General features: G+C 64.8%; 22 protein-coding genes. 11 read left to right on the top strand and 11 right to left on the bottom strand.

Translation table 11 applies throughout. The features are described 5' to 3' along the window. The first annotated feature begins 65 nt into the window (after nucleotides 1-65). The 6 genes from NA5_RS02905 to NA5_RS02880 all read left to right on the top strand — a co-directional run bounded on the left by NA5_RS02905 (nucleotide 66) and on the right by NA5_RS02880 (nucleotide 5,789). On the top strand, nucleotides 66-1,421 hold the full coding sequence (locus tag NA5_RS02905) for a DUF445 domain-containing protein (protein ID WP_062981592.1): 1,356 nt from the start codon (nucleotides 66-68) through the stop codon (nucleotides 1,419-1,421). 130 nt (nucleotides 1,422-1,551) lie between these two features. Beyond that, the gene (locus tag NA5_RS02900) at nucleotides 1,552-2,337 is read left to right on the top strand and encodes a TIGR03084 family metal-binding protein (protein ID WP_062981590.1); all 786 of its coding nucleotides are present in this window, start codon (nucleotides 1,552-1,554) and stop codon (nucleotides 2,335-2,337) included. 334 nt (nucleotides 2,338-2,671) lie between these two features. Continuing rightward, the gene (locus tag NA5_RS02895; RefSeq protein WP_157110200.1) at nucleotides 2,672-3,382 is read left to right on the top strand and encodes a hypothetical protein; all 711 of its coding nucleotides are present in this window, start codon (nucleotides 2,672-2,674) and stop codon (nucleotides 3,380-3,382) included. A 19-nt stretch (nucleotides 3,383-3,401) separates the two neighbouring features. After that, complete coding sequence (lhgD, locus tag NA5_RS02890) at nucleotides 3,402-4,592, top strand: L-2-hydroxyglutarate dehydrogenase (RefSeq protein ID WP_062981586.1); 1,191 nt, start codon at nucleotides 3,402-3,404, stop codon at nucleotides 4,590-4,592. Nucleotides 4,593-4,729: 137 nt separating this feature from the next. Beyond that, the gene (locus NA5_RS02885) at nucleotides 4,730-5,200 is read left to right on the top strand and encodes an SRPBCC family protein (protein WP_062981584.1); all 471 of its coding nucleotides are present in this window, start codon (nucleotides 4,730-4,732) and stop codon (nucleotides 5,198-5,200) included. A gap of 10 nt (nucleotides 5,201-5,210) precedes the next feature. After that, nucleotides 5,211-5,789, top strand: a complete 579-nt coding sequence (locus tag NA5_RS02880) for a ribonuclease H family protein (RefSeq protein WP_062981582.1) — start codon at nucleotides 5,211-5,213, stop codon at nucleotides 5,787-5,789. A gap of 101 nt (nucleotides 5,790-5,890) precedes the next feature. On the opposite strand, the gene NA5_RS02875 is transcribed toward NA5_RS02880, so the two are convergent. The 9 genes from NA5_RS02875 to NA5_RS02835 form a co-directional block, all read right to left on the bottom strand. Then, on the bottom strand, nucleotides 5,891-6,616 hold the full coding sequence (locus NA5_RS02875) for an Rv1363c family protein (protein WP_157110199.1): 726 nt from the start codon (nucleotides 6,614-6,616) through the stop codon (nucleotides 5,891-5,893). A 183-nt stretch (nucleotides 6,617-6,799) separates the two neighbouring features. Beyond that, nucleotides 6,800-7,978: an MlaD family protein gene (locus NA5_RS02870; RefSeq protein WP_062981578.1), complete on the bottom strand. Its 1,179-nt coding sequence runs from the start codon at nucleotides 7,976-7,978 to the stop codon at nucleotides 6,800-6,802. Beyond that, nucleotides 7,975-9,081: an MCE family protein gene (locus NA5_RS02865; RefSeq protein WP_062981576.1), complete on the bottom strand. Its 1,107-nt coding sequence runs from the start codon at nucleotides 9,079-9,081 to the stop codon at nucleotides 7,975-7,977. The genes NA5_RS02870 and NA5_RS02865 overlap by 4 nt, the downstream gene beginning before the upstream one ends. Further along, nucleotides 9,078-10,184 carry an MlaD family protein gene (locus tag NA5_RS02860; RefSeq protein ID WP_062981575.1) on the bottom strand — a complete coding sequence of 369 codons (1,107 nt, stop codon included), beginning with the start codon at nucleotides 10,182-10,184 and terminating at the stop codon, nucleotides 9,078-9,080. The genes NA5_RS02865 and NA5_RS02860 overlap by 4 nt, the downstream gene beginning before the upstream one ends. After that, nucleotides 10,181-11,179 (bottom strand): MCE family protein, encoded by a 999-nt coding sequence (locus NA5_RS02855; protein WP_245672069.1) that lies wholly within the window; start codon nucleotides 11,177-11,179, stop codon nucleotides 10,181-10,183. Before NA5_RS02855 ends, NA5_RS02860 begins: the two co-directional genes overlap by 4 nt. After that, entirely contained in the window at nucleotides 11,176-12,219 is a 1,044-nt protein-coding gene (locus NA5_RS02850; RefSeq protein ID WP_062981571.1) for an MCE family protein, read from the bottom strand. The genes NA5_RS02855 and NA5_RS02850 overlap by 4 nt, the downstream gene beginning before the upstream one ends. Then, nucleotides 12,216-13,718: an MCE family protein gene (locus tag NA5_RS02845; RefSeq protein ID WP_062981570.1), complete on the bottom strand. Its 1,503-nt coding sequence runs from the start codon at nucleotides 13,716-13,718 to the stop codon at nucleotides 12,216-12,218. Before NA5_RS02845 ends, NA5_RS02850 begins: the two co-directional genes overlap by 4 nt. Nucleotides 13,719-13,724: 6 nt before the next feature. Continuing rightward, a complete protein-coding gene (locus NA5_RS02840) occupies nucleotides 13,725-14,588 on the bottom strand; it encodes an ABC transporter permease (RefSeq protein ID WP_062981567.1) in 864 nt (287 codons plus the stop codon). A gap of 4 nt (nucleotides 14,589-14,592) precedes the next feature. Next, nucleotides 14,593-15,411 (bottom strand): MlaE family ABC transporter permease, encoded by an 819-nt coding sequence (locus NA5_RS02835; RefSeq protein ID WP_174555188.1) that lies wholly within the window; start codon nucleotides 15,409-15,411, stop codon nucleotides 14,593-14,595. A gap of 558 nt (nucleotides 15,412-15,969) precedes the next feature. On the opposite strand from NA5_RS02835, the gene NA5_RS02830 reads away from it, so the two are divergent. Continuing rightward, the gene (locus NA5_RS02830; RefSeq protein ID WP_062981563.1) at nucleotides 15,970-16,644 is read left to right on the top strand and encodes a chymotrypsin family serine protease; all 675 of its coding nucleotides are present in this window, start codon (nucleotides 15,970-15,972) and stop codon (nucleotides 16,642-16,644) included. A 42-nt stretch (nucleotides 16,645-16,686) separates the two neighbouring features. On the opposite strand, the gene NA5_RS02825 is transcribed toward NA5_RS02830, so the two are convergent. Both NA5_RS02825 and lppU read right to left on the bottom strand, forming a co-directional pair. Beyond that, entirely contained in the window at nucleotides 16,687-18,207 is a 1,521-nt protein-coding gene (locus NA5_RS02825) for an MFS transporter (protein WP_062981561.1), read from the bottom strand. Nucleotides 18,208-18,246: 39 nt separating this feature from the next. Then, on the bottom strand, nucleotides 18,247-18,915 hold the full coding sequence (gene lppU / locus NA5_RS02820; protein ID WP_062981559.1) for an LppU family putative lipoprotein: 669 nt from the start codon (nucleotides 18,913-18,915) through the stop codon (nucleotides 18,247-18,249). 259 nt (nucleotides 18,916-19,174) lie between these two features. Here lppU and NA5_RS02815 point away from each other — a divergent pair, with 259 nt between their 5' ends. The 4 genes from NA5_RS02815 (at nucleotide 19,175) to NA5_RS02800 (ending at nucleotide 23,842) form a co-directional block, all read left to right on the top strand. After that, nucleotides 19,175-19,729 (top strand): DUF6764 family protein, encoded by a 555-nt coding sequence (locus NA5_RS02815; protein WP_062981557.1) that lies wholly within the window; start codon nucleotides 19,175-19,177, stop codon nucleotides 19,727-19,729. 194 nt (nucleotides 19,730-19,923) lie between these two features. After that, nucleotides 19,924-21,147 (top strand): serine hydrolase domain-containing protein, encoded by a 1,224-nt coding sequence (locus NA5_RS02810; protein ID WP_062981555.1) that lies wholly within the window; start codon nucleotides 19,924-19,926, stop codon nucleotides 21,145-21,147. A 16-nt stretch (nucleotides 21,148-21,163) separates the two neighbouring features. Continuing rightward, the gene (locus NA5_RS02805; protein WP_084483843.1) at nucleotides 21,164-22,555 is read left to right on the top strand and encodes a cytochrome P450; all 1,392 of its coding nucleotides are present in this window, start codon (nucleotides 21,164-21,166) and stop codon (nucleotides 22,553-22,555) included. Between the two features lie 387 nt (nucleotides 22,556-22,942). Then, entirely contained in the window at nucleotides 22,943-23,842 is a 900-nt protein-coding gene (locus NA5_RS02800) for a L,D-transpeptidase (RefSeq protein ID WP_062981553.1), read from the top strand. Nucleotides 23,843-23,920: the final 78 nt, after the last annotated feature.

Here is a 23,920-nt window from a genome sequence, read left to right as displayed (position 1 = left end):
GGAGCCAATGAGAATGTTGGCAGCTAGATATCTCACTACCTGGGCGGCTTTAGGGGGATCCCACGATGACAACACTCACGTCCGGAGTGTTCATCGATTGGGAAGAGCTGACCGGTCTGTCCAAGTTCTCTGTCGATCTGATCACCTTTCCGATCTTCAGCGCGCTCGCCGGGTGGCTCACCAACTGGACCGGTGTGCTGATGCTGTTCTGGCCGGTGGTCTTTCGCGGAATCCGGATTCCTGGCCTGCAGGTGTTGTATCCGTATTTTCCGCGGCGGGTCCAGGTGCTGCCGACATTCTCCGGTGACGGCCGCCGCCTCGGATTCCAGGGATTCATTCCGGCGCGGGCGGAGAAGATGGCCAGCATTTGTGTCGACAAGGCGCTGATGCGCATCGGCAGTCCGCGTGATTTCATCCACGAGCTGGATCTGGAGAGTATTGCCGATTACCTCGCGATACTCGCGAGCAAGCAGGTCAAACCAATTGTCGACGAGGTGATGTATCGGGAGAATCCGGACCTGTGGCGGGGCGTCCCGAGGGCGATGAAGCAGGTCATCTATCAGCGGGTGGACCGCGAGTTGCCCGCATTGACCAAGCGCGCCTTCGAATCGCTCGGCGCCAATGTCGACCAGCTCATCGATATCAAATCCTTCGTCATTCGATATCTGCGGGAAAACCCGTACATCCTCGAGGATCTGACGACCACCATCGCCGCCCCCGAATTGCGTTTCATGGTGCGAATCGGCCTGCTCGGTGCGCCGTTCGGTCTGCTGCTCGCACTGTATGTGCATGTGCACCACACCATTCCGGTGTTCGGCTGGGTGCCGGGTTGGGTGATCGTGCTGCTGGCCTCGGCGGCGATCGGCGTGATCGTTAATGTCATCGCGGTCAAAATGGTCTTCGAACCGGGTGATCCGCAGCCGCGCTACAAGTATTTGTGGAAGCAGGCGCTGCTGGCCAAGCGGCAGCCGCAGGCGGCGACCGATCTCGCGCATATCCTCGCCTACCAGGTGCTGACCCTGCCGAACCTGTCCAGGGAACTGCTCGACGGCCCGAACGGCGATAAGACCAGGCAGCTGATCGAGCGATTGGTCTCCGATGAGATCCATCGCCAACTCGGCCCGACCACCTCGCTCGTGCGCGTCGCGTTCGGCCGACGCCAATTCGACAATCTCAAGGTCGGCGCCGCGGGCGCGGCGGTCGGGCTGGCCCCGAGTCTGGTCGAGGACGAGGCGTTCACTCTCGAACAGGCCAAGAAGATCGATGAGTTCGCCGCACGCAAGCTCCAGGACCTCACGCCGGGGGAGTTCATGGAGATGTTCTATGCCTCGGTCGAACAGGATGCCTGGCTGCTGTACCTGCACGGCGCCCTGCTCGGCTTGCTGGTCGGCGCCGCGCACCTGACGATTTTCGGCTGGTAACGGTCCCGATTCCGGTCGACGGCGAGTCGACGCCAAATACAAGCACGCATGCTTGCATTTTTTTGAGCCCGCTGGGATGCTGAACTGCGGCGGCGTACGAGGCAGTGCGCCTGGACGGGACAGGGATCTGATGGCCGACCTCGATGCGCTCCTGCGCGATTTCGCCGACGACTGCGCGGAACTGGAACAGATCGTCGCGCCGCTGGCGGACTGGTCGACGCCGACACCGGCGCCCGGCTGGAGTATCGCCCATCAGATCGGCCATCTGGCCTGGACCGACGAGGTCGCCGCGCTGGCCGCCACCGATCCGGACGGTTTCGCGGAGCTGGTCGAGGAGGCTGGCCCGAGGGCGTTCACCTTCGTAGACGAGGCCGCCGAGGAGGCGGCCACCGCACCGGCGGCCGAACTGCTCGATCGATGGCGCCGCGGCCGTGTCGCGCTGATCGAGGCCCTGCGTGCGGTGCCGTCCGGCACCAAACTGCCGTGGTTCGGACCGCCGATGAGCCCGGCATCGATGGTCAGCGCGCGCATGATGGAGACCTTCGCACACGGCCAGGACATCGCCGACGCACTCGGGCTGTCCAGGACACCGACCGCCCGGCTGCGCACGGTCGCCCATATCGGCGTGCGGACCAGGAATTTCGCCTACACCGTGCGCGGCAAGACCGTGCCCACCGACGAATTCCGGGTCGAACTCACGGCACCGGACGGCGACCTGTGGTCCTGGGGTCCCGAGGACGCCGCGCAGAATGTGACCGGCCCGGCACTGGACTTCTGCCTGCTGGTGACGCAGCGTCGGCACCGTGACGATCTGGCGTTGGAAGCAGTGGGTGCGGACGCCGCCGAATGGCTCACCATCGCACAGGCTTTCGCGGGACCGACGGGAGACGGGCGGTCGGCGGGCCAGTTCGCCTGACCCGCCGAATCCGAACCATCGGGTCCGACCGGAATGCAGGTGCGGGCGAGCGCCACACTTGGGTGCGCCGTTCGTGTCGGCCGGACGCCGTTGGCCGGGTGTCTCGATGTGGCAGTCGAGAATGACGCTCGCCAGCTAAGTGTATTTACCCGCTCGTCAGCTCGTAGAAACATTGACGACGCCATTCGTATCGAGGTCGCCCCCCGGCTTTTGTGATGCTGATCTCCCCCATGCGGTGCGACCTGCGGCGGCCCCTGTAACCTGGACAAGCGTACGGCTTTCGACGATGCGGGCCGCGGTAAGGGGTTCAGGGGCGGACGGAAAGGAACGCATCGTGGCATCACATAAGCCTGCCCAGATCGCTCGGCATGCCGCCATCGTGCTCGCCGGTGCCGCCAGCCTCAGTCTCACCGTCGCCTCCGGGGCCTACATCGTCCATCAGATGGCCGATACCCAGCGCGCCACCCATGACGTCGCCGCACCACCTCTGGTTCGGCTTCCGGATGTCGATACCGACTACGGTCCGGTGCTCTCCGATGCCATGCTGACCGGCGCGAGTCGCGATCTGCCCGTACTATTCGGCCGCTTCCCCGCGGCGCCCGGTGACGGCGTCGCGAAAACCTCCCAGGTCCATATCGATTCGCCTGCCTCCGCCGGAATCAGCGGCAAGCTGCGCCTCGGCACCGCCTATGTCGGCGCGCAGGTGGCACCCGGCCGCGCGAATTCCGTCGCCTTGACCGTTGATACCAATGCGCTGACGGTACTGACGGATTTCCTGCTCACCGAACCGGTTCGGGATCGGCTCGGTATCCACGCCGACCCGGGCGGTGTCACCCAGTTGCGCACCGAGGTCGATACCCACAACGGTGAAGTGACTTTCACCTTCTCGGATCCGACCCTCGGCGAACACGGCCTGCGACTGAACCGCAATCCCGCGCCCAGCCCCGAACACGCTGCGGGCGTTGATGATTCGCCCGCTGCGACGACGGTCGACGCGACCCCGAATCCGACCGTGACGGCGGCGAACCACACCATAGCGGTTTAGCCCGCCTACGCTGCCTCCCATGTACGACTTCTGTGTCATCGGGGGCGGGATCGTCGGAGTCGCGACGGCACATCGAATTCTGCGACGTCATCCGGGTGCGAACCTGGTGCTCGTCGACAAGGCCAGCGCACTCGCGACCCATCAGACCGGGCACAACAGCGGCGTCATCCACTCCGGCATCTACTACCCGCCGGACAGTCTGAAGGCCCGGCTGTGCCGAAAAGGTGCCGCCTGGACCAAGGAATTCGCCGCGACACACGGCATTCCGTTCGAGGTCTGCGGAAAACTGCTGGTGGCCACCGACGGCGCCGAATATCGGCGGATGATCGCGCTGCACGAACGCTCGGTCAGCAACGGTGTCGATGTCGAACTCGTCGACACCGCCGAATTGACTCGCCGCGAACCTCATGTGACCGGTGTCGGCGCATTGTTCGTGCCCGCCACCGGCATCATCGACTTCACTCGTGTCACCGCCGCACTCGCCGAGGAGGTTCGGGCCGCGGGCGGGGAAATCGTGCTGAATGCCGAGATCACCGGACTCACCGAAACCGCCGACGCGGTCACCGCGACGGGTCCCGCAGGCTCCTGGACCGCGCGCACCCTGGTGGTCAGCGCGGGTCTGCAGGCCGACCGGATGGCTGCCCTCGCCGGTCTGCGAACCGATTTCCGCATCGTGCCGTTCCGCGGCGAGTACTACCAGCTACCGTCCAGCCGATCCGGACTGGTGCGCACGCTGATCTATCCGATTCCCGATCCGAATCTGCCCTTCCTCGGGGTGCATCTGAGCCCGATGATCGACGGCACCCTGACCGTCGGCCCCAATGCGGTGCTCGGTCTGGCCAGGGAGGGCTACCGCAAGGGCAGCTTCGACGCCCGCGACGCCCGTGCGGTGCTTGGTTTTCCCGGCTTCCACCGGGTGGCCCGCGCCCATGTGCGCACCGGACTGCGCGAATTGCGCAACTCCCTGTTCAAACGCGGTTATCTGGCCGAATGCCGAAGGTATTGCCCGGAGCTCACGGTGGCGGATCTACGACCACGCGAAGCGGGCATCCGCGCGCAGGCGGTGCTGTGCGACGGCACCCTGGTGCACGACTTCCTGATCGAGCGCACACCGCGCTCGATTCACGTGCTCAACGCACCGTCACCGGCCGCGACCTCGGCCATGCCGATCGCCGAATACATCGTCGACCAACTCCCGACGCCGAGTTAGCTGGGTCGCGCGGTCCAGCAAACCAAGCGACCACCCGGTCATCGATGTGGTAAGCCCGCCAACCAAATCCCCGGCAACCCCTCGAATAAAGAGGAGAGCTGTAGTACTTTTAGCGGCAGCCAACAGGGAGGGGCCCTATGGGCCACATCAAGTACGCGAGCGACGTCGGAGCCCCGGTCGAGGTGGCCTTCACCTATACCGACAACCATCTGTTCGTACCGGATTGGATGTTCGCCGTCGCCGCGTTCGAGCCGAAAGGCGAGCTCGACCAGGGTCTCGGTGCGGTCTTCACGACACGGATCAGGCTGGGACTGTGGCGGCCGACCGTCGAATGCGAGATCACCGAATACCGGCACAATGTGGTGCTCGGCTACACCTTGCGCGGCCGGTTGTCAGGAACGTTGACGCTGCGCTTCGACCCGCTCGGCTACGGACGCTCGGTGCTGACCTCGGAGGCGGAGTACGCTCCACCGAGTGGGCTCTTCGGTCGGCTGTGCCTGCGTCTGGTGGATTCCGCCGTGCGCTCGGCGCTGCGCCGCACCGAATCCCAGTTGCGAAGGGAGATAGAGCAATTCCACGGTACCGATCTTGTCGGTCGGATTGCGTAGGGTGCCATCCATGATCATCGTGAGCACCGACGGATCCTGCCTCCGCAATCCCGGCGGCGCCATCGGCTGGGCTTGGGTCAATCATCAGGGCGGTTCGCGCAGTGGGGGAGCCGCCACCGGAACCAATCAGGTCGCGGAGTTGCGCGCGCTATTGGAGGCGGTACTCGCCCACCCCGGCGAGGAACCGCTGTTCATCGAGAGCGACTCGCTGTATGCGATCAAATGCGCCTCGGAGTGGATCTTCGGCTGGCGGACCAATGGCTGGCGCACCGCCAGCGGCGGCGCGGTGAAGAACGTCGAACTCATCAAACAGATCGACCGGGCCATCGCCTCCCGGCCGGGACCGGTCCGATTCCGTTGGGTGCGTGGACATGTCGGCAATTACTACAACGAAATGGCCGACACCCTCGCGGGTGAGGCGGCCAGACAGGCTGCTGCCTCCGCGGCCGCCGGTGAGGTCCCGACCGCGGAACTCCCGGAGCTGCAGCCGGTGCTCGAGGACTCCTCCGACAAGACCAAGAAATCCGCCCGGCCGCGGTCAGCGGGGAAGCCGGTCGCGCCAGCACCTCAGGCATTGACGCTGTTCTGAGTCCGCCGGGCGCGACCGGGCGCAAGACCGCCGGAAAGACCTCCGGGCGGGTGGTGCCATTCCCACCCGCCCGGAGGCGCTTTCGCCAGTAGCCGATCCGATCAGTTGCCCATCTGCTTCAGAATGGGCAGGTCGAACTTGTCGACCAGCCACTTGTCACCGACCTTCTTCAGACCGGCGACGACCACGAGCTCAACCTTGCTCGGCGGCTTGTTCGCGGCGGCGATATTCACATTGGTGGTGGTCTGACCGATCACCACAAGCACATTCGCGCTCTCGGTATCGCCGGACTGGAAGCCGCACTGCATGTCGTAGGTGGACGAGGTGGCCTTGGCGTCGATGACGACACCCTTGAGGTCCTGGCCCAGCTTGGCGAACTGATCCTTCCAGTCACCGGTCGACGCGGCATCCACCTTCTTCAGGTACTCGTCGATGGTCTGCGGATCGTAGGTGGAGATCAGCTTGCCGTAATCGCACGCGGCCGCGGTGGCGGCCTCGTGCGCGTCCAACTCATCGCCGCGATTGCTGGCCTGCCGGTAGAACACCACGACGGCGGTGACCGCCGCGACGAGCAGCACACCGGCGACGAACGCCGCGATGATCGGGACCAGTGCGCTCCGATCCTTGGCAGCGGTCTGGACCTGTGCCGCGCCCTTGGCGAGCTTGTCCTGCGCCGACTTCGGGGCAGCCGGGGTCGGCTCCGCGGCTACCGCATCGCCCGTCTTGCCGATCTCGACCGTCTTGTCCTCGGCGGGCGCATTCGGCTTGGCGTCCTCTTTCGGGGCATCCGAGTTCTCGTTCTCGGCGCCGACATCATCAGTGGCCATCGATACAATCCTGCACTTTCCCGGCGCACCCGAGCGCACCGATATTGCCTTGTCGGTCCGCATCGGACGAACCGTTCGCACTCTGCGGGGGAGTATTCCCGGCCCGGGATCGCGGGCCAGGGCCGGGGTAACTCACCATCGAATACGTACCGCTCGCCGTGTCAACTCACCGCAGTGTTCGAATCACCGCAGCGGCGGCGGAGTCATTTCATTCGGATCCGCACCCGGCGGCATTTGCGCGCCATTGTCCGGAACATTCGGTCGCGGCGCATTCGCCGAACCGCGAACCTGCAGTCCGGGCGGCGGATTCTCGCAATAGTTCCACTTGGGCAGCGAGCCGTCCTGGATGACCTCATTGCGGATCGGCACATGCTTGTACTGGCAGATCGGCCGGACCCAGATATCGGCGACAGCGTGGAACTCGTTGTCGTGCGCGGGCACACCAGCGGCGGACAACCCGAGGTTCAGCGACGGGAACAGCGCCTGCAGCGCCGGAATCCGCAGTTGCGCGGCCCTGGTCACCGCCGCGAAGTTCGCCGCGAGACTGGTGATCGGATCGGCCGTCTTGTCCAGTACCGCACCGAGACTGGTCAGCTGTCCCGGCGCCTTCTCCAGCACCGCCTGCAATTCGGCGTTGGCATTGTTGAACTGATCGAACAATTGACCCGAATTGCGGGTCAGCGTCCCCAGATCGGGCTGCGCGTTCGAGGTGGTGTTCGCGATGGTGCGCAGATTGGTGATCAGGTTCTGGGTCTGCGGCAGCAGATTGTCGAATCCGGCCATGGCCAGGCTGATGCCGTTGACCATGCCGCGCAACTGATCCGGGCCACCGCTGAGCGCGGTGTCCAGGTTGGCCAGGATGACACTGAACTTATCCGGATCGACCTGCGCGATCAGCGCGCTGGCGTTGTCGAGCACCGACCAGATCGGGGTCGGAGTCTTGATCTTCTCCACGTCGAATTCGATGACCGAGCCGTCTTTGAGGAACGGCGCCTGCTCGGTATTCGGCCGGAAGTCGATGTACTGCTCACCGGCGCCGGAGAGCGCGCCCACCGAGACCTTGGTGTCGACCGGAATCTTGTACTTCGAGTCGATCTCGGCCTTCGCGGCAATGGACTTTCCGCGATCGACCAACTCGATCGAGGTCACCTTGCCGATGCGATAGCCGCGCAGGGTCACATCGTTGCCCGGCTGCAGACCGCCGGAGCGGTTCAGGTCCACCGTGACGGCATAGGTCGACTTCAGCGGATTCACCCGCATGACGCTCACCAGCAGATAGCTGGCGCCGATGATGAACACCAGCACCAGGCCGATGGTGGACAGCAGCATCTTGCGCTGCATCAGTTTGCCGAGCCAACTCATCGGTGTCCCCCCTGCAGTCGTCCCTGAATGGCCTGCAGGACGGTGATCAGGCTGCCCGCGAAGTCGCTGAGATCGCGTCCGTCGAAGAACTTGCCCTGCGCCGGATCCGACAACAAGCTGAAGTTGTGGATATTGGTGACAGTGGCGTAGACCGCGAGGCTGTTACCGCGGAAGGACGCGTCGAGCGGACCGCGGATCTCGTGCAACGCATCCAATGCGGGACCGAAGTTCTGCTCGGTCTGTGAAAGAGCGTTCATCAGCTTGTGCACATTGTCGAGTAGATCGCTGAGCTGGTCGCTGGAGGTATTCGCATAGTCGCCGAGCGCCGCGCTGGTCACCGAAATCTTCTGCAGCAGATCGCCGATGGCCCGGTTGTTCTCCGCGACAGCGCCGATCATCTGCGGCAGGGTGTCCGCGACCTGTCCCAGCTCCGAACGCCTCGACTCGATGGTGCTGGCCAGCGAGCCGAACTCGGCGAGCACACTATCGATGCGAGCACTGTTGTCGTTCAAACTGCCGACTACGCCGGTCATTTCGTTGATCAGATGCGCTATCTGGTCACCGCGGCCGCCGACGATGGAGTCCAGCTCCGAGCCCAGTTTGGTGAGCGCCGCTACGCCACCGCCGTTGAACAACATGGACACCGAGATCAGCAGCTCCTCGACGGTGGCGCCCGCCGAGGTCTTATCCCGACCGAGGGTGTCGCCATCGTGCAGCATCGGTGTGCCCGGATCCGCCTTGACCTTCGACACCGCGATGAACACATCGCCGAGCGGGGTGGCTTGCCGTAGTTCGGCCGTGCTGCCCACCGGCAGCTCGATGTCCTTGCTGATCTTCAGATCGACAATGGCCTCGAAGTTCTTGGTCTGGATATTCGAGACCACGCCGACATCGGAACCACCGATCTTCACCTTGGCCTGATCCGGCAGGTTCAGCGCGTTCTCGAATTTCGCGTGCAGGGTGTAGGTTTCACCGGCCATGCCCGGTTTGGGCAGCGGCAGGCTCTCCACCGTGAGACCACAGCCGGAGGTGATGGCCATCCCGGATATCGCGGCCAGCGCGATCACCGCGCGGCGAGCTTTCACTGTGAACCGGTCGCTCATTTGGTCATCCCCAGCAGTGCCGCCGTAACACCAAGGTCCGGACCGAGGTCCTCCAGTTTGCCGGTACGGCAACCATCCGAGCGCATCTGAATCCGTTCACAGAACACACTCAGCAGTTCGCCGTTGAGGAAGGTCGGCAGGTTGCCGTGCAGCCGGACATACCCGAGCTGCCGGTTCATCGACCGGTCCAGGTTCTGCATGAGCAGCGGCGCGAGGTCGACGACCTCGGTGAGGCCGCGGGCGTTGGCTCGCAGCTGATCGGTCACCTTGGTCAGCCCCTCGAGCGAAGCGCCCAGCTGCCCCTGGTACTGCACCAAGGTCGAACTGGTATTGGCCAGGAAGTCATTGAGCTGCTGCAGCGTGGCCTCCAGACCGGGGGCCTGCTCGCTGAGCAGACCGGTCATCTGTGTCATCCGATTACTGAAATCGCGCACCGACTGGTCGTTTTCGGCCAGCATGGTGGTCAGCTCGTTCAACTTGACGATGATGCTGGAGACCGCGTCCTTGTTGTCGACGCCGACCTTCAACGCACCGGAGAGCGCGTTGAGGGTGTCGCGCATCTTCTCGCCGTTGCCGTTCAACATCGGATAGAGCACCCGCCCCGACAGCGGGCCGACACCCTCGGTACCCGGTTCCGGCTTGAGCGCCGCGGCGAACTGATCGATGGTCTTGAGCATCGTGTCCAGCTCGACCGGGGTCTTGGTCTTCGCCTTCGGCAGATGCGCGCCATTGGACATGGTCTCGCCCTGGGTGTAAGCGGGGGTGAGTTCGACATGCCGGTCGGTCACGATGGACGGCGAAACGATCGCTGCCATCGCGTCTTTCGGGATCTTGACGTCCTTATCGACCGTCATGTGCACCTCGACCATGGTGCCCTTGGGAATGATCTTGTCGATCTTGCCCACTTGCAGCCCGAGCACCGTGACCGGATTGCCCTCGAAAACACCCGCGATGTTCTCGAAGTCCGCGGTGATGGTCATCGTGTTGCCCAATGCGCTGTCCACCGAACTCGGCACCAGCGAGCAACTGCCGACGGCTAGGGCGGCCGCGCTGATCATCAGTGGTTCGGCCAAACGCCGCAGGTTGATTCGCATCAGTCTCATCCCTGGCACCCCTCGATCAGATGGGCGAAGCACAACCAGTTGTCGGGGAAGAGCCAAGGCAGGCCGACCTCACCGTACGGACCGTTGCCGAACGCGTTGTTGAAGGTGCGCACCGACACCGGCATGATCTGCAGCATCCGGTCGAGGTTGTCCTTGTTCTTCTGCAGGCCCTCCGCCATGATGTTCAGCTGCTCGATGGTCGGGCCGAGCTGGTTGTTATTGGCCGCGCCGATCTCCTGCAGCTGACGGCTCAACGTCGACACATTGTCGAGCAGCTGGCGCAGCAGGCTCTGCCGTTCCATCACCCGGTTGGCGATGGCCTCGCCCTGGGTGATCACCAGCAGCACGCTGTTGCGGTTGTCGCCGAGAATCCTGGTGACCCGGTCGAGATCCTTGAGCAGGCTGTCGACCTCCGCCTTGCGCGAGTCCATCACCTTCGCCAGCGCGCCGATGCTGTCCAGCGCCTGCGCGGTCAGCGCGGGCGAATCGCCCATCTGCTTATTGATCAGATCGAGCGAGGTGGCCAGCTGCTTGGTGTCGAGCGCCTCGAACTTCGGGGTGCCGTACTCGACCACATCGGCCAGATTGTACGGAACCGAGGTGTTGGACAACGGGATTCGGCCGCCCTTCAACCCCGACCCGTCACCGGGATCGAGATCGACGTAGCGCGCACCGAGCAGCGTCGCCATCTTGATCGATGCCCTGGCATCCGGTCCGAGCTTCACATCGTCGTCCACGCTGAGAGTGAGCAGAATGTGCCCGTTCTCCAGCTTCGCACCGGACACATGACCGCTCGGCACACCGGCGACATTGACCTTGTCACCGACCTTGACCCCGGCGGTCTGCACGAACTCGGCCTTGACCGTCTTTTCACCGACGCCGATCAGCTTGTAAGCGCTCGAGCCGATCAGCAGCACGATGATGAGGACACCACCGATGACACCCAGCCAGAAGTAGCGGTTGCTGTTGAACCTGTCCTTGATCTTGGTCATCATGGGCGGCACACCGCCGACTGTCCGTTGCCACCGATCTGTGGGAGCAGACCGCGGGGGAGCAGGATGCCGTACAGCGAGACGTCCAGCTTGCAGAAGTACGCGTTGGCGTAGGCGCCGTCCTGGGTGAACTTGCCGATGGCGGACAGCGCCGCGGGCAGGTCGATCGCGGCCTGATCCAGTTTCGCGCCGTTGGCGATCAGCAGCGTCAGCGCGGCACTCGTCGAATCCTGTGCGGTCACCAGCTTCGGCTGGATCCTGCCGAGCATGTCGACCAGCCCGCTGGTCGCATCCGCGATCTGCACCGTGGACGCCTGCAGCGACTGGCCCTGGTCGTACAGGCCGCCGATCAGTGCCCGGGTCTGGGTAACCAGGGTCTCCAATTCATCACCTCGCTTGGCCAACCCGGACATCACGCCGCTGAGGTTGGTGATCACATCGCTGAGAATCGCGTCCCTGCGCTGGAAATCCGTGGCCAGGGTCGCGGCCTGGGTGATGAACGAGCTCAACGAAACACGGTCACCCTGCAATGCCTGGATGAAGGTCTCCGAGAGCCGGTTCACCTGTTCGGGCTGCAACACCTGGAACAGCGGCTGGAATCCGTTGAGCAGACCCGAGACGTCGAAGGACGGTTCGGTGCGCTCGAGCGGAATGGTGGCCTTGTTCTTCAACGCCGCCGGGCTCGCCGCCTTGCCCGGCGCCAGCGCGATATAACGCTGGCCGATCAAGTTCTGGTAGCGAACCAATGCCTTGGTGTCGTCGTACACCGTCTGGTTGCGCTGCACGATGAACGTCACATCGGCGAGGGACTTCTTGGTCTTGGGATCGCGGGTGAGTTCGATCTTCTCGACCTTGCCGACCCGCACGCCCGCCATTCGAACGTCATCGCCCTCGCGCAGACCGAGCACATCGCTGAAGGTCGCGGTGTAGGTGTTGGTACTACCCTCCACGACCCGCGCCAGCGTATTCCAGACGACGACGGTGACCAGGATCGAGACGATCGCGAACAGGCCGAAGCCGATGAGTGGTTTACGAATGCTCATTTAGCGGTACCGCTTTCGCCGACCTGCAGGGTTCCCCCGCGCATTGCCGAACTGAGCAGCAGGTATTCGGCCGCCGTCGGCCGACGACCGAGCAGGGCCACGATAGCGGCATCTCCTTGATACGAAATCGGACCGGCGGTTACGGGCGCACTCGCCGGCTGGACGGGTACGGCCGGAGCCGCGGGCTGGTCGGCGGAGGGTTGCGCATTCGGCGCGGGCGGCGCCGGATTCGGGAACAACCCCTCCAGCGGCGTACCCGCGAACGGGCTGGTCGGCTTCAGCTCGGCCGATGCCGCCGCGAGCGGATCACCCGGCGAGGTGAGGCCGGGGATCTCCGGGAAGCCCGCGGGCAGTGGCAGTTTCGCCAAACCCTGCGCCGTTTCCAGCGAACGCGGCTTCATCGAGTCCGGCAGGTAGCCGGGATCGGAAACCACGGGTGCGGTGGCACAGCTGGGCCCGGCCAGATTGCCGTAGCGCGGGCAGTCCGCCTGTTCGTAGGGCCGGTACGGGGTGAGCGTCGCACCGGCATTCCAGACCATTTGCCGCTGCGGGCCCCAGTGGAAGGTCGTGCTCAACTTACGCAGCGAGTTGTTCAGCGAGGCGATGGTGTCCGGAATCGAATTCGCATCCGCGGCGAGCGCGCCGAACATATCGCTGGTTCCCGCGGTCACCTGCTTGCCGACATCGCCGTTGCGGGCGAACAGCGAGTTGACCGAATCGACCGTGCCCGCCGTACCGCTGATCAGGGCGATCAGCTGGGACCGGTGATCGGCGATGGTCTGCGCGGTCCTCACCGAACTGCCGAGCACATCGAGCAATTCGGGTGCGGACTCATTGAGCGCATGAGCCGAGGCCGAGAAATCATCGAGCAGCACACCGAGATTCGGGATGGACTCGTCCACCGAGGTGAGCCACTTGTCCAGCCGCTCGATGGTGGAGCCCGGCATCCGGCCGCTGCCGTCCAGCGCCTGGGAGAGCGTGCCGAGTACCCGGCCGAATTGCACCGGGTCGAGCTTGGTGAGCACGGTCCGGACCTTGGTGAGGGTGTCCTGCAGCGCGATGGTGCCCTGGCTGAGGTCCTCTTCGATGGTGGAACCCTCGTGCAGGCCGTTGTCCGCGGGATCCTTGGGGGGGACCAATTCCACCGAGGTGACGGCGAACAGGTTGCTCGGCACCACCCGCGCGGTGACGTTCGACGGAATGCCGCTGGCGAACTCCGGCTTCAGGTCGATCCGTACCTTCTGCCGCTCACCCTTGGCGACGACATCGACATCCTTGACCGCGCCGACCAGCACGCCGCGGAACTTCACGTCGGCCTCGCTCGGCAGCCCGTCACCGGTGTTGGTCACATCGGCGACCACATGCACCTTGGGCACGAAATAGCCTCGGTATCTTGCCATCAGGAAGCCGAGGATCAGCGCGAAGACGATAAGTCCGCATACTCCGGCGACCAACAGTTGTCGCATGGTGGGCCCGCGCCCACTGGGATCGATGATCATCTCGTCCTACCCCGAGATCCGGATGCCGGGATTGACGCCCCAGATCGCCAATGTCATGAACAGGTCCGCGAATACCACGATGATGATGCACATCTTGATGGCCCGACCGGCCGCGACACCCACGCCCTCCGGACCACCCGAGGCGAAAAAGCCGTAGTAGCACTGGATGAACGTGGTGATCGCGACGAACACCATCGCCTTGGCCAGCGAGTAGAGCACGTCTGTCGGTATCAGGAACTGATAGAAGTAGTGCGCGTAGGTACCGCTGGCGGTATTGCCGATCAGCTGCACGGTCAGCGAGCAGGAAATGTAGGCCATGGCCAGGCCGAGGCAGTAGAGCGGAACGATGGCGATCATCGCCGCGAACATCCTGGTGCTGACCAGATACGGCAGCGGCCGGATCGCGATCGACTCGAGTGCGTCGATCTCCTCGGAGATCCGCATCGCGCCGAGTTGCGCGGTGAATCGGCAGCCTGCCTGGGCGGCGAATGCGAGTGCCGCGAGCAGCGGGCCCAACTCCCTGGTGGTCGCGAACGCCGAGATCGCGCCGGTGATCGGGCTCAGGCCGAGCAGATTCAGCGAGGTATAGCCCTGGATGCCGACCGTCATGCCGCCGAACGCGCTGAGGATCAGGATGACACCGATGGTGCCGCCACCGACGACCAGGCTGCCATTGCCCCAGGTGACATCCGAAAGCAGCCGCCAGACTTCCTTCGGATAGTGCCGCAGCGCCAACGGGATCGAGCCCACCGACCGCAGGAAGAAGAACACCTGGTGGCCCAGGCGCGCCACCATATCCACCGGGGCCTGCGCGGACTTCTTTATTTGCCGAAGTGGCCGCAGCAGCGGCGGTACATAGGTTGTAGACACCGGCTCAGACCACCTGTGGGGGGAGGAGAACGTTGTAGATCTGGGTGATGATCAAGTTCACGCCGAACAACATGATGGCGGAACTGACCACCGCGGAGTTCACCGAGTTGGCGACTCCGCCCGGACCGCCGCGGGTATTGAGCCCGGTATCACAGGCGATGATCGCCGCGAGCAACCCGAAGATCAACGATTTCACCAGTGCGACAAGCAGATCGACGGTGACGGCGAACGAGGAGAAGGTGCCGATATAGGAGCCCGGGGTGCCGTTCTGCGCGAAAATATTGAAAATGTAGCCAGTCAAAAATCCGACGAATACGACGAAGCCACAGAGCAATACGCTGACCAGCATTGCCGCACCGAGCCGAGGCGCCACCAGACGACGCAGCGGATCCACACCCATCACCCGCATCGCATCGATCTCTTCGCGGATGGTGCGCGAACCGAGATCGGCGGTAATCGCCGAACCGACGGCGCCCGCGATCATCAGCGAGGTGACCAGCGGCGCACCCTGCTGAATGATGCCGAGACCGTTCGCCGCGCCGATGAACGAGGTCGCACCCACCTGGGTGGCGACCGCGCCGACCTGGATGGAAACGATCACGCCGATCGGGACCGCGACCAGCAGCGTCGGTGCCGCGGCGACACTGGACATGAACGCGCACTGGCGGATGAACTCACGATAGGGAAAGCGGCGTCGGAATATCGCGATGAACAACTCCGCGACCGCCGCGAACCCCATCGTGATCTGCCTACCGAAGGTCTCCAACGAGCGCTTCGGATGGTCTTCCCAGTAGGCCTTCGTCCAATCGACCGCGTCACTCATCCGTGACTGCGCTGGTGGACTCTTGGTCGACTGCACTGGCTAACCCCTCTCGACGCCGGTAACCAAACCCCGACGACTTGTTTGCTTGAGGCACCTTACTACGGAGTAGTGCAGAACACACCATCACCGTGTGATTGCAGTCATAGATTGGAGTCACTGTAGGGAAAACGCTATGAGCAGTGGCCCGACGCTTGGGATCGGTCCCAAAGTTAACGGTGATACTTCTAGAACAAGTTACAGTTATACCGGCCCCATCAGCCACGCATATGACCTGTTCGAATATTTGCGCGGATAATATTCATGCAAAATCGGCGCGCGATTCGAATAGCTTCCGCGACACGTTCAACATAACAACTGAAACGCAATCGATCGCATTGCGACGATTACAGTAATAGACCTTCGCTATCGCGAGAAAATGAGACGCTGCCCCTGAAATGTCGAAAAGTGCGGGCCGCACGTTCGACACGGAAGGCCAGTTGAGGACGCGCCCGGAGCCGATTACTGACACCATGGGTGCGACAGATTGATATCGTGCGGACTTCCGACGTCTGGAGGGACATGTTCAGCAAACTCGCCAAGGTGGCCAACGCTGCCTTCGCCGTAGCTCTTGGCGCGGCACTGGTCGCAACGGGGGCCGGGACCGCGGACGCCGCGCCGGGGCCACCCGTCATCGGCGGTGGGTCGGGAATCATTATCGATAATCAGTTCGAATGCACTGTCACCACGGTCGGTTACGACGGCGAAGGCCGGTTGGTCGGCCTGACCGCGGGACACTGCGGCGACCCGGGCGCTCAGGTGTACGCCGAAATCGATCGCGGCGCGGGCGTGGTCGGCCGGTTCGTCTACTCCAACCATGATCTGGACTACGCCATCATCCAGTTCGATCCGGCCAAGGTCATCCCGGTGAACCGGATCGGCAATGTGACCATCACCGGGCTCGGTGGCCCGGCCCAGTTCCCGATGATCGTTTGCAAGGAAGGCCGTACCACCGGCAACACCTGCGGCCTCGCCTACGGCGATATCTTCGGCACCAATATGGAGACCTGGTCGCAGATGTGTGTGGTCGAGGGCGATTCCGGGGCACCGGTCGTGGTCGGCACCACGCTGGTCGGGATGGTGAACGCCTATCTCGCCATCGCCTGCTTCGGACCCGAGGTCGGCACCAATATGAGCGCGATCATGGGCGATATCAATGCCCGTGGCGGCGTCGGCGCGGGCTTCCACCCGATCTAGCCGAACGAGTCGAATACCGAATGAGCGGGTCGAACGACCCGCTCATTCTGTTTTATGGAGCGGGGCCAGTGCCGGACCCGCCACCCCGCACTGCGGCATGCAGTCGACATTGTCCAGCGTCGCCGCGCGTCGCGGTGCGCGCAGTAGGACCGCGGCGATCAGTGCACCGGCCACCAGCAGCCCGACGCAGATCCACATCGCGACACCGAAGCCGCGGTCGAATTCCATTGGGTCGCTGAGCGATCCGGAGATTCCGGCCAGGCCAGGGAGCGCGGCCACGGCCAGCAGCTGGGCGGTACGGGCGACGGCATTGTTCACTCCGGAGGCGATACCGGCCTCACTGGCGGGCACCGCGCCGAGTACCGCACCGGTGAGCGGGGCGACCAGCACCGAAAGACCGAGACCGAAGACCAGCACGCCAGGCAGTACATCGGTCAGATAGCTGGTGTCGGGTCCGACGCGCAGCAGCAACACCAGGCCGAGCGCGGCGAGCAGCGGACCGAGCGTCATCGGAATGCGGGCACCGTGCGCCTGCGCCCAACGGCCCGCGGGCGCGGAAAGCACCAGCATGATCAATGTGACCGGCACGGTGGCCACCCCGGACATCAGCGGGGTGTACTTCGCCACCAGTTGCAACTGCATCACCAGAAGGAAGAAGACACCGCCGAGCGCGGCGTAGACCGCGAGGGTGACCAGGTTCGCCGCGGTGAAGACCCGGCCGCCGGAAGCGACGGGCCCGGCGGAGGCAGCCCGCGTAGCCGCGGAGGGCCCCGCGCCCGGCGAAAATGTCCCGGCGAACAGCGACGGCGGCACCAGAGGGTGATCGCTGCGCATTTCGATTACCACGAAGACCGTGAGCAGCAGCAGACCGACGACCACCAGCAGCGGCATCGCGTCGATCAGACCGAAGGTCAGCGCGCCGAGGGCCAGCGCGACCACAATCGCACCCGGAACATCCAGTCGCGCCGAGGCATTCGGGTCGTGGCTCTCCGGCACATGTCGCAGCGTGACGAGCACGACGACAACCGCGAGCGGCACATTGATGAAGAAGATGGACTGCCACCCGGCCAACTCGATGAGCCAGCCGCCGAGGAACGGACCGAGTGCGCCCGCGACCCCACCGAAGCCGGACCACAAACCGATCGCCGCACCCTGATCGCGTTGATCGATGGATGAGGAGATCAGGGCCAGGCTGCCCGGAGTGAGCATCGCGCCCGCCACACCCTGCAGGATCCGGGCGACGACGAGCATCTCGATATTCACCGCGGCGCCGCAGAGCACCGAGGCCAGCGCGAAACCGATGACGCCCCAGACGAACACCTTGCGGCGGCCGAGATGATCACCGAGCGAGCCGCCGAGCAGGATGAACGAGGCCAGCGTCAGCGTGTAGCCGTTGAGCGTCCACTGCAGGCCCGCGACATCGGTGTCGAGGGATTCGCCGATGCGCGGCAGCGCGATATTGACGACGGTGGCATCGAGCGAGGCCACCGACGAACCGAGGATGGTGGCTAGCAGGATCCAGCGGCCGGTGGCCGAACTCAGCCGGGGTAACTCAGAACTCACCGACCCAACGTAACCGCCAGTGCGGGTTTTTCGTGGCGGTCAGAGATTCTGGACGCAGACCACGAAGTGCCGAGTCGGGTACTCGAACCCGCTGCTGCTGCCGCAGACGCTCGCATCGTCGGCGCCCTGCTGGATATTGGTGACCTTCACGCCCTGGCTGACGCGTTCGGTGCAATCGATGCGCTTGGGATCCTCGCCGCCGATATCCATGCAGCCACCGACGACCCAGTCGATATCCAGGCAGATCGCACCCTGCTGTGCGCCGTTGAGGGTTTCGAAGTAGGCGGAGTCACGGTCGGCGACGCACTGCGCACTGGTCGCGGCCTTGCCGATGACCTTGTAGTTGGAAGCTCGGCTGCCACAGGAGGCCTTGGCGATGGTGGCGTTATCGGTGGTACCGCCGAGCGTCACGCAGTCGCCGACATTGGCCTGGAAGTCGGTGCTGCCGCCCTTGGTCGCCGAGGTGGTCGCCGTCGGCTTACCCGAGGTCGGGCGCGCGCTGGTCGTGGGTCGTCCCGAAGTCGGTCTGGCCCCCGAGGTTTTCGGTGTGTTGGTGGACGAGACCGCATCGATGGTCCCGTTACCGATAGCGGGTTGGGCGTTGCCGCTGATTTTATTGCCGCAGCCCGCTAGCGAGAGCGCAGCCACCACCGCGACCGCGGCGACGGCCGCCGTCGCGAGACGACCCGAGATCAGTTGACGAGACACTTACAGTCCTCCCGGCTGTAACGCTCCGAACTCATACCCCCGGTCGGAATCCGAAGTGATCTAGCAATGCGTGAAATACCACGCCATGCATACACCACCGGGCGCGGGTGCGTCGAGTCGACAGCGCCCGCATCGCGACGGCACAGCACCGGCCGAAGTGTTGGTTCGATCACTGCCGCCCCGCGGCCCGCCAGCGGAATCAGCTTTCCAGCAACCGATCTGGGTATGGTGGGGATTCCGGTGTGAAAGGAGCTCGTCCGTGAAGCTGATCAGCGCAATCGCCTGCACCACCGTCGCGTTCGGCGCCGTGCTGATCCTGCCCGCGGCGGCCTCGGCAACCGATGTGCATTGCGCCGCAGACGGCGGGACGGATGTCACCGTAATCGAAGGAGGCACCGCATGCCGGGCCGCGGCCGAATCGCACGGCCGGGCGCGGGCGGCCGGATACGACGGCGTCGGCTATGCCCATGCGAGCGTCGGCGCCGCCGCACTCGGCATCGGCGCGGCGGGCGGTGTCGGCGCCAGCGACGGGGTCGGCGGAATTCCGATCGCGCTCGGCTACGGCGCCGATGCCATCGCGCTGACCTCGATCGCCGCTCCGACAACGGATTCCGAGACCGACGAACCGAGCCCGCCCACCCCGCTGTTCGCGGTATCGATCGCCTTGGACGGCTCACGCGCACAGGTCGCGACCGCCGACAGCGCGGTGGTGTGCCTCGGCACCGCGGCCTTCGCGTGGAATTCGGCGACCGGGGCAGCCTGTCTGACCACGCCTTTCGGTCGCTGGCAAACGCAACGAGCCGATCTGGTCTGAATGATGCGCGGCGCTCGACCGTCGATCGGTGCCCGTTCGAATATCTCGGTGGACGTCCGACCAGGCCTTACGGTCGCTGGCAAACCTCGCGATCCGAGTTAGGCTGGGAATTCGGCCCCAGCCAGCCAGCAGGAGGTGTGCCCGTGGTTTCAGCCGTCCCCGCACCCGACCGGTGGCCAACGGCGCCACGGGAGATGCTCGTCGATCCGAGATTCGTCCGGCTGGCCGATCATTTCTTCGGTATGTTCGCCCAGCCGACGCGCGGCGGCGGCGCGCTCGCGATCTATCTCGACGGGCGACCCGTCGTCGATATCTGGGCGGGCTGGGCGGCCAAGGATCGACGCTGGAACGGCGACAATGTGGCGCTCACCTTCTCCACCGGCAAGGGCGTCGCGGCGACCGTTGTGCACCGGCTGGCCGAGCGTGGGCTGATCGAATACGAGGCCCCGGTCGCGACCTACTGGCCGGAATTCGGCGCACACGGCAAGGACGACATAACGGTGCGCGATGTGCTCTCGCACCGCGCCGGACTGCATCGGGTGCGCGGTCTGGTGCCCGGCCGAGAGGGCATCCTCGACTATGACGCGGTGGTCGCGGCGCTGGCCGAGAGTCCGGCCGACCCGCGGCGCATCCGCACCTCGGGCTATCACGCGATCACCTTCGGCTGGCTGGTGGCCGAGATCGTGCAGCGCGCCACTGGTGATCCGTTCACCGATGTGGTGCGGCGCGAGATCGCCGAACCACTCGGCTATGACGAATTCTGGTTCCGGGTACCGGAATCCGAGCGCTACCGGATCGCCAAGATCTTTCCGCATCTGAATCCGCCCGGAATCCGGTGGAATACCGCGTCATCGGTGCTGTCTTGGGTGCGCCCGATCCGCGGACTCGCCGAGGCGGGTATGCCGGAGAGTTTCGACGAACTGGTCCGCGATCCGCGCGTGCACGATGCGGTGATGCCGGGCTGGAACGGTGTCTTCTCCGCGCGTGCACTCGCCAGAATGTATGGGGCCCTTGCGAATGCCGGTCGGGTCGAGGCACTGGATGCCGAACGCGGTGGTCACCGCATCGAGGCGGTGCAGTTCCTGCGACCGGAGACGATCGCGATCATCAACGAGACGCAGCGGGCCGACAGCCGCGACTATGTGCTCGGGGTGCCACTGAAATTCACCCTCGGCTATCACCGACCGGTGGTGATGTCCAAGCAGCAGCCGCGAAATGCCTTCGGCCACTATGGACTCGGTGGCTCGGGCGCCTACGCCGATCCCGAACTGGGCATGTCGATCGCCTTCGTCACCAACCGACTCGGCAATGCGGTGACCGCGCTCGGGGACGCCCGGCTCGCCCGCTTGGCCGCCATCACCAGTAATACAGTGCGCAGGGTGCGCCCGGCGCGGTCGGTCGAACCGGGACCATCGTGAGTTCGTAGCTATAGATATGGAGCATGCGGGCGCACCCGACGAAACAGCGCTGGACACCGCGCCCGCGACGCCGCGCGCACCGAGAATGGTGCTGGCGCACGCGTTGGCGGCGGGCATTGATTTCGAGCGGTACTTCCGTTGGCGTCGTGAACGCGAGGGCGATCCGTTCTACGTGCGGTTTCCCGGTTTCGGCGCGGTGCTGTTCACTGGCACGGCCGACGGCGTCCGCGAACTCTTGCGCGCACCGACCGATCTGCTCGAACCGCCGCGACCGAATCCGATCGAACCGCTGGTCGGCTCCGCCTCGCTCATCCTGGCCGCGGGCGAACGACACCGCCGCGATCGGGCATTGCTCGCACCCGCCTTCCACGGTGCGCGGATCCGCGCCTACGGCGAACTCATCCGCGAGTCCACCATCGCCGAAATATCCGGCCGCACAGGCGAACCCCGGCCCGCCTGGACACCGGGCACGCGCATCGACTCGCGCGCGGCGGCCAGGGCGATCACGCTGCGAGTGATTCTGCAGGCGGCATTCGGGGTGGACAGCCACGAGCGCCGCGCCGAATACACCGCCGCCGTCGCGGAGTTCCTCACCGCCTATTCCGGACCGCTGATGCTGGTGCCCGCATTGCGCCACGGGCTGTTCGGCCGGGCGCCGTGGGACCGGTTCGTGGCCGCGCGCGAGCGGCTCGACGAGCTGATCCGGACCGATATCGCGCGGCGTCGGGCCGTCGGGTCGGTCGGCGCCGACATACTCGGCCTACTGCTCGCCACCGGCTATGACGACGGCACCTCGATCACCGATGACGAGCTGTGCGATCAATTGCGCACCCTGCTCGTCGCCGGACACGAGACCACCGCGACCAGCCTGGTGTGGGCGCTGTTCCATCTGCATCGGGAGCCCGCGACGCTGCGACGCCTGCGCGCCGAACTGGGTGCGGCCGGGCCCGACGCCGCCCCGCTCGAGCTGGCCGGGCTGCCGTACCTGGACGCGGTCTGCCAGGAAACACTGCGACTGCATCCCACGGTGCCGATCGTGCTGCGCAGGATGACCGCACCGTTCACGCTGCGCGGTGTCGAGCTCGCGGCGGGCGACACCATGGGCATCGCGCTGCCGCTGCTGCATTCCGACCCAGCGGTGTGGACCGATCCCGAGCTGTTCCGGCCGGAGCGGTTCATCGAGCGCAAGTACCGACCGCACGAATTCGCACCGTTCGGCGGCGGACATCGGCGGTGTATCGGGGCGTCGCTGGCCGACTATGAACTGCGGATCGTGCTCGCGACCATCCTGGGCCGCCTGCGACTGCGATTGCCGCCGCGGTATGCGCGCGGACGGCCCCCGCTGTCGGTGCCACACAACATCGCGACCGGGCCGCATCGATCGATCCCATTCGATGTCATTTCGTGATTTATCTCACGAAGGAGTTTGGCCGATATCAGGGGCGACCGACTTGACGGCCGTTCGAGGCCATCGAGTCACACCGAGCTGACCGGCCGATTTCACGAATGATCATGGCGCCCAACGGCGTATGTGTTGCTCGCCACACCACATAGTCTGCGCGCATCAATCCGAAACGCCACTGGCTTCGGATGGCACCGGACGGTAGGAAGGACGCCAGGGTCGGGTGCGTCATAAATACCCGTGGGGTTACTTCATGTTCCCCGCGCCGTTTTTCCGTGGGCGTTCGCACGGAATCCACGAAGGGTCTTCGTGGAACCGCCCTGCAGCTCCACACCGATGAGAAATCTCGCAGCGCCACTGGCGCGGGCGAGAGATGGATTGGACGAGAAACCTATGCATGCCGCTTTGCACACCAGGACGTCGACTGCTCCTCGTCGGGGAGCGCTAGCCCGCCGACTCCGGCAGGGCGTTCTATTGTCGGCGGCGATCGCCGCGGTCGGCATCACGGCCGTCGCGCCCGCTCAGGCCGATCCGATACTGCCGGGCACCGGCTCCTCTTCCTCCCCCGCCACCGAGCAGGGCGTGACGGCGAACTTCGCGCCGCCGAATATCAGCCCCGGTGACGGCGAGACGGTCGGCGTCGCGCAGCCGATCATCATCAACTTCAAGGATCCGGTGACCGATCACGCCACCGCCGAGAAGGCCATCAAGATCACCTCGTCGAATCCGGCGCCGGGCCACTTCTACTGGTTCAGCGACAAGCAGGTGCGCTGGCGGCCGGACGAGTTCTGGGCCGCCAACACCGATGTGACCGTGGAGGCGGGCGGCACCCGCACCGCATACCGGATCGGCGATGCCTTCATCGCCACCGCCGACGACGACACCCACACCATCACGATCACTCGCAACGGCGAGGAGATCATGACGATGCCGACCTCGATGGGTAAGACCAAGCACGAGACCCCGAACGGCACATACTTCGTTGGCGAGCAGCTGCGCAAGATGACGATGGATTCATCCACCTACGGTGTGCCGACCACCGATCCCGAGGGCTACAAGGTCGAGGTCGAGTACGCTACCCGGATTTCCAACAGCGGCATCTTCGTGCACGCGGCACCGTGGTCGGTTGCGCAGCAAGGCGTTTCGAACGCCAGCCACGGCTGCCTGAACGTCAGCACCGAGAACGCCAGGTGGTTCTTCGAGAACGCCAAGAAGGGCGACCCGGTCATCGTGCAGAACACCAAGGGCGGCACCCTCAACGCCCGCGACGGCTACGGCGACTGGAACGAATGAGGTAGCCGAACCCGACGTCCAAGCTCAGCTCGGCCCAGGCGCGATCGCCTGGGCCGAGTTCGTTTTGTTCAGCTGATG

Origin of the sequence: Nocardia anaemiae NBRC 100462 (assembly GCF_001612725.1) — a bacterium.
Lineage (GTDB): Bacteria > Actinomycetota > Actinomycetes > Mycobacteriales > Mycobacteriaceae > Nocardia > Nocardia anaemiae.
Note: the sequence above shows the minus strand (reverse complement) of the source record. Positions and strands in the feature narration are given on the sequence as shown.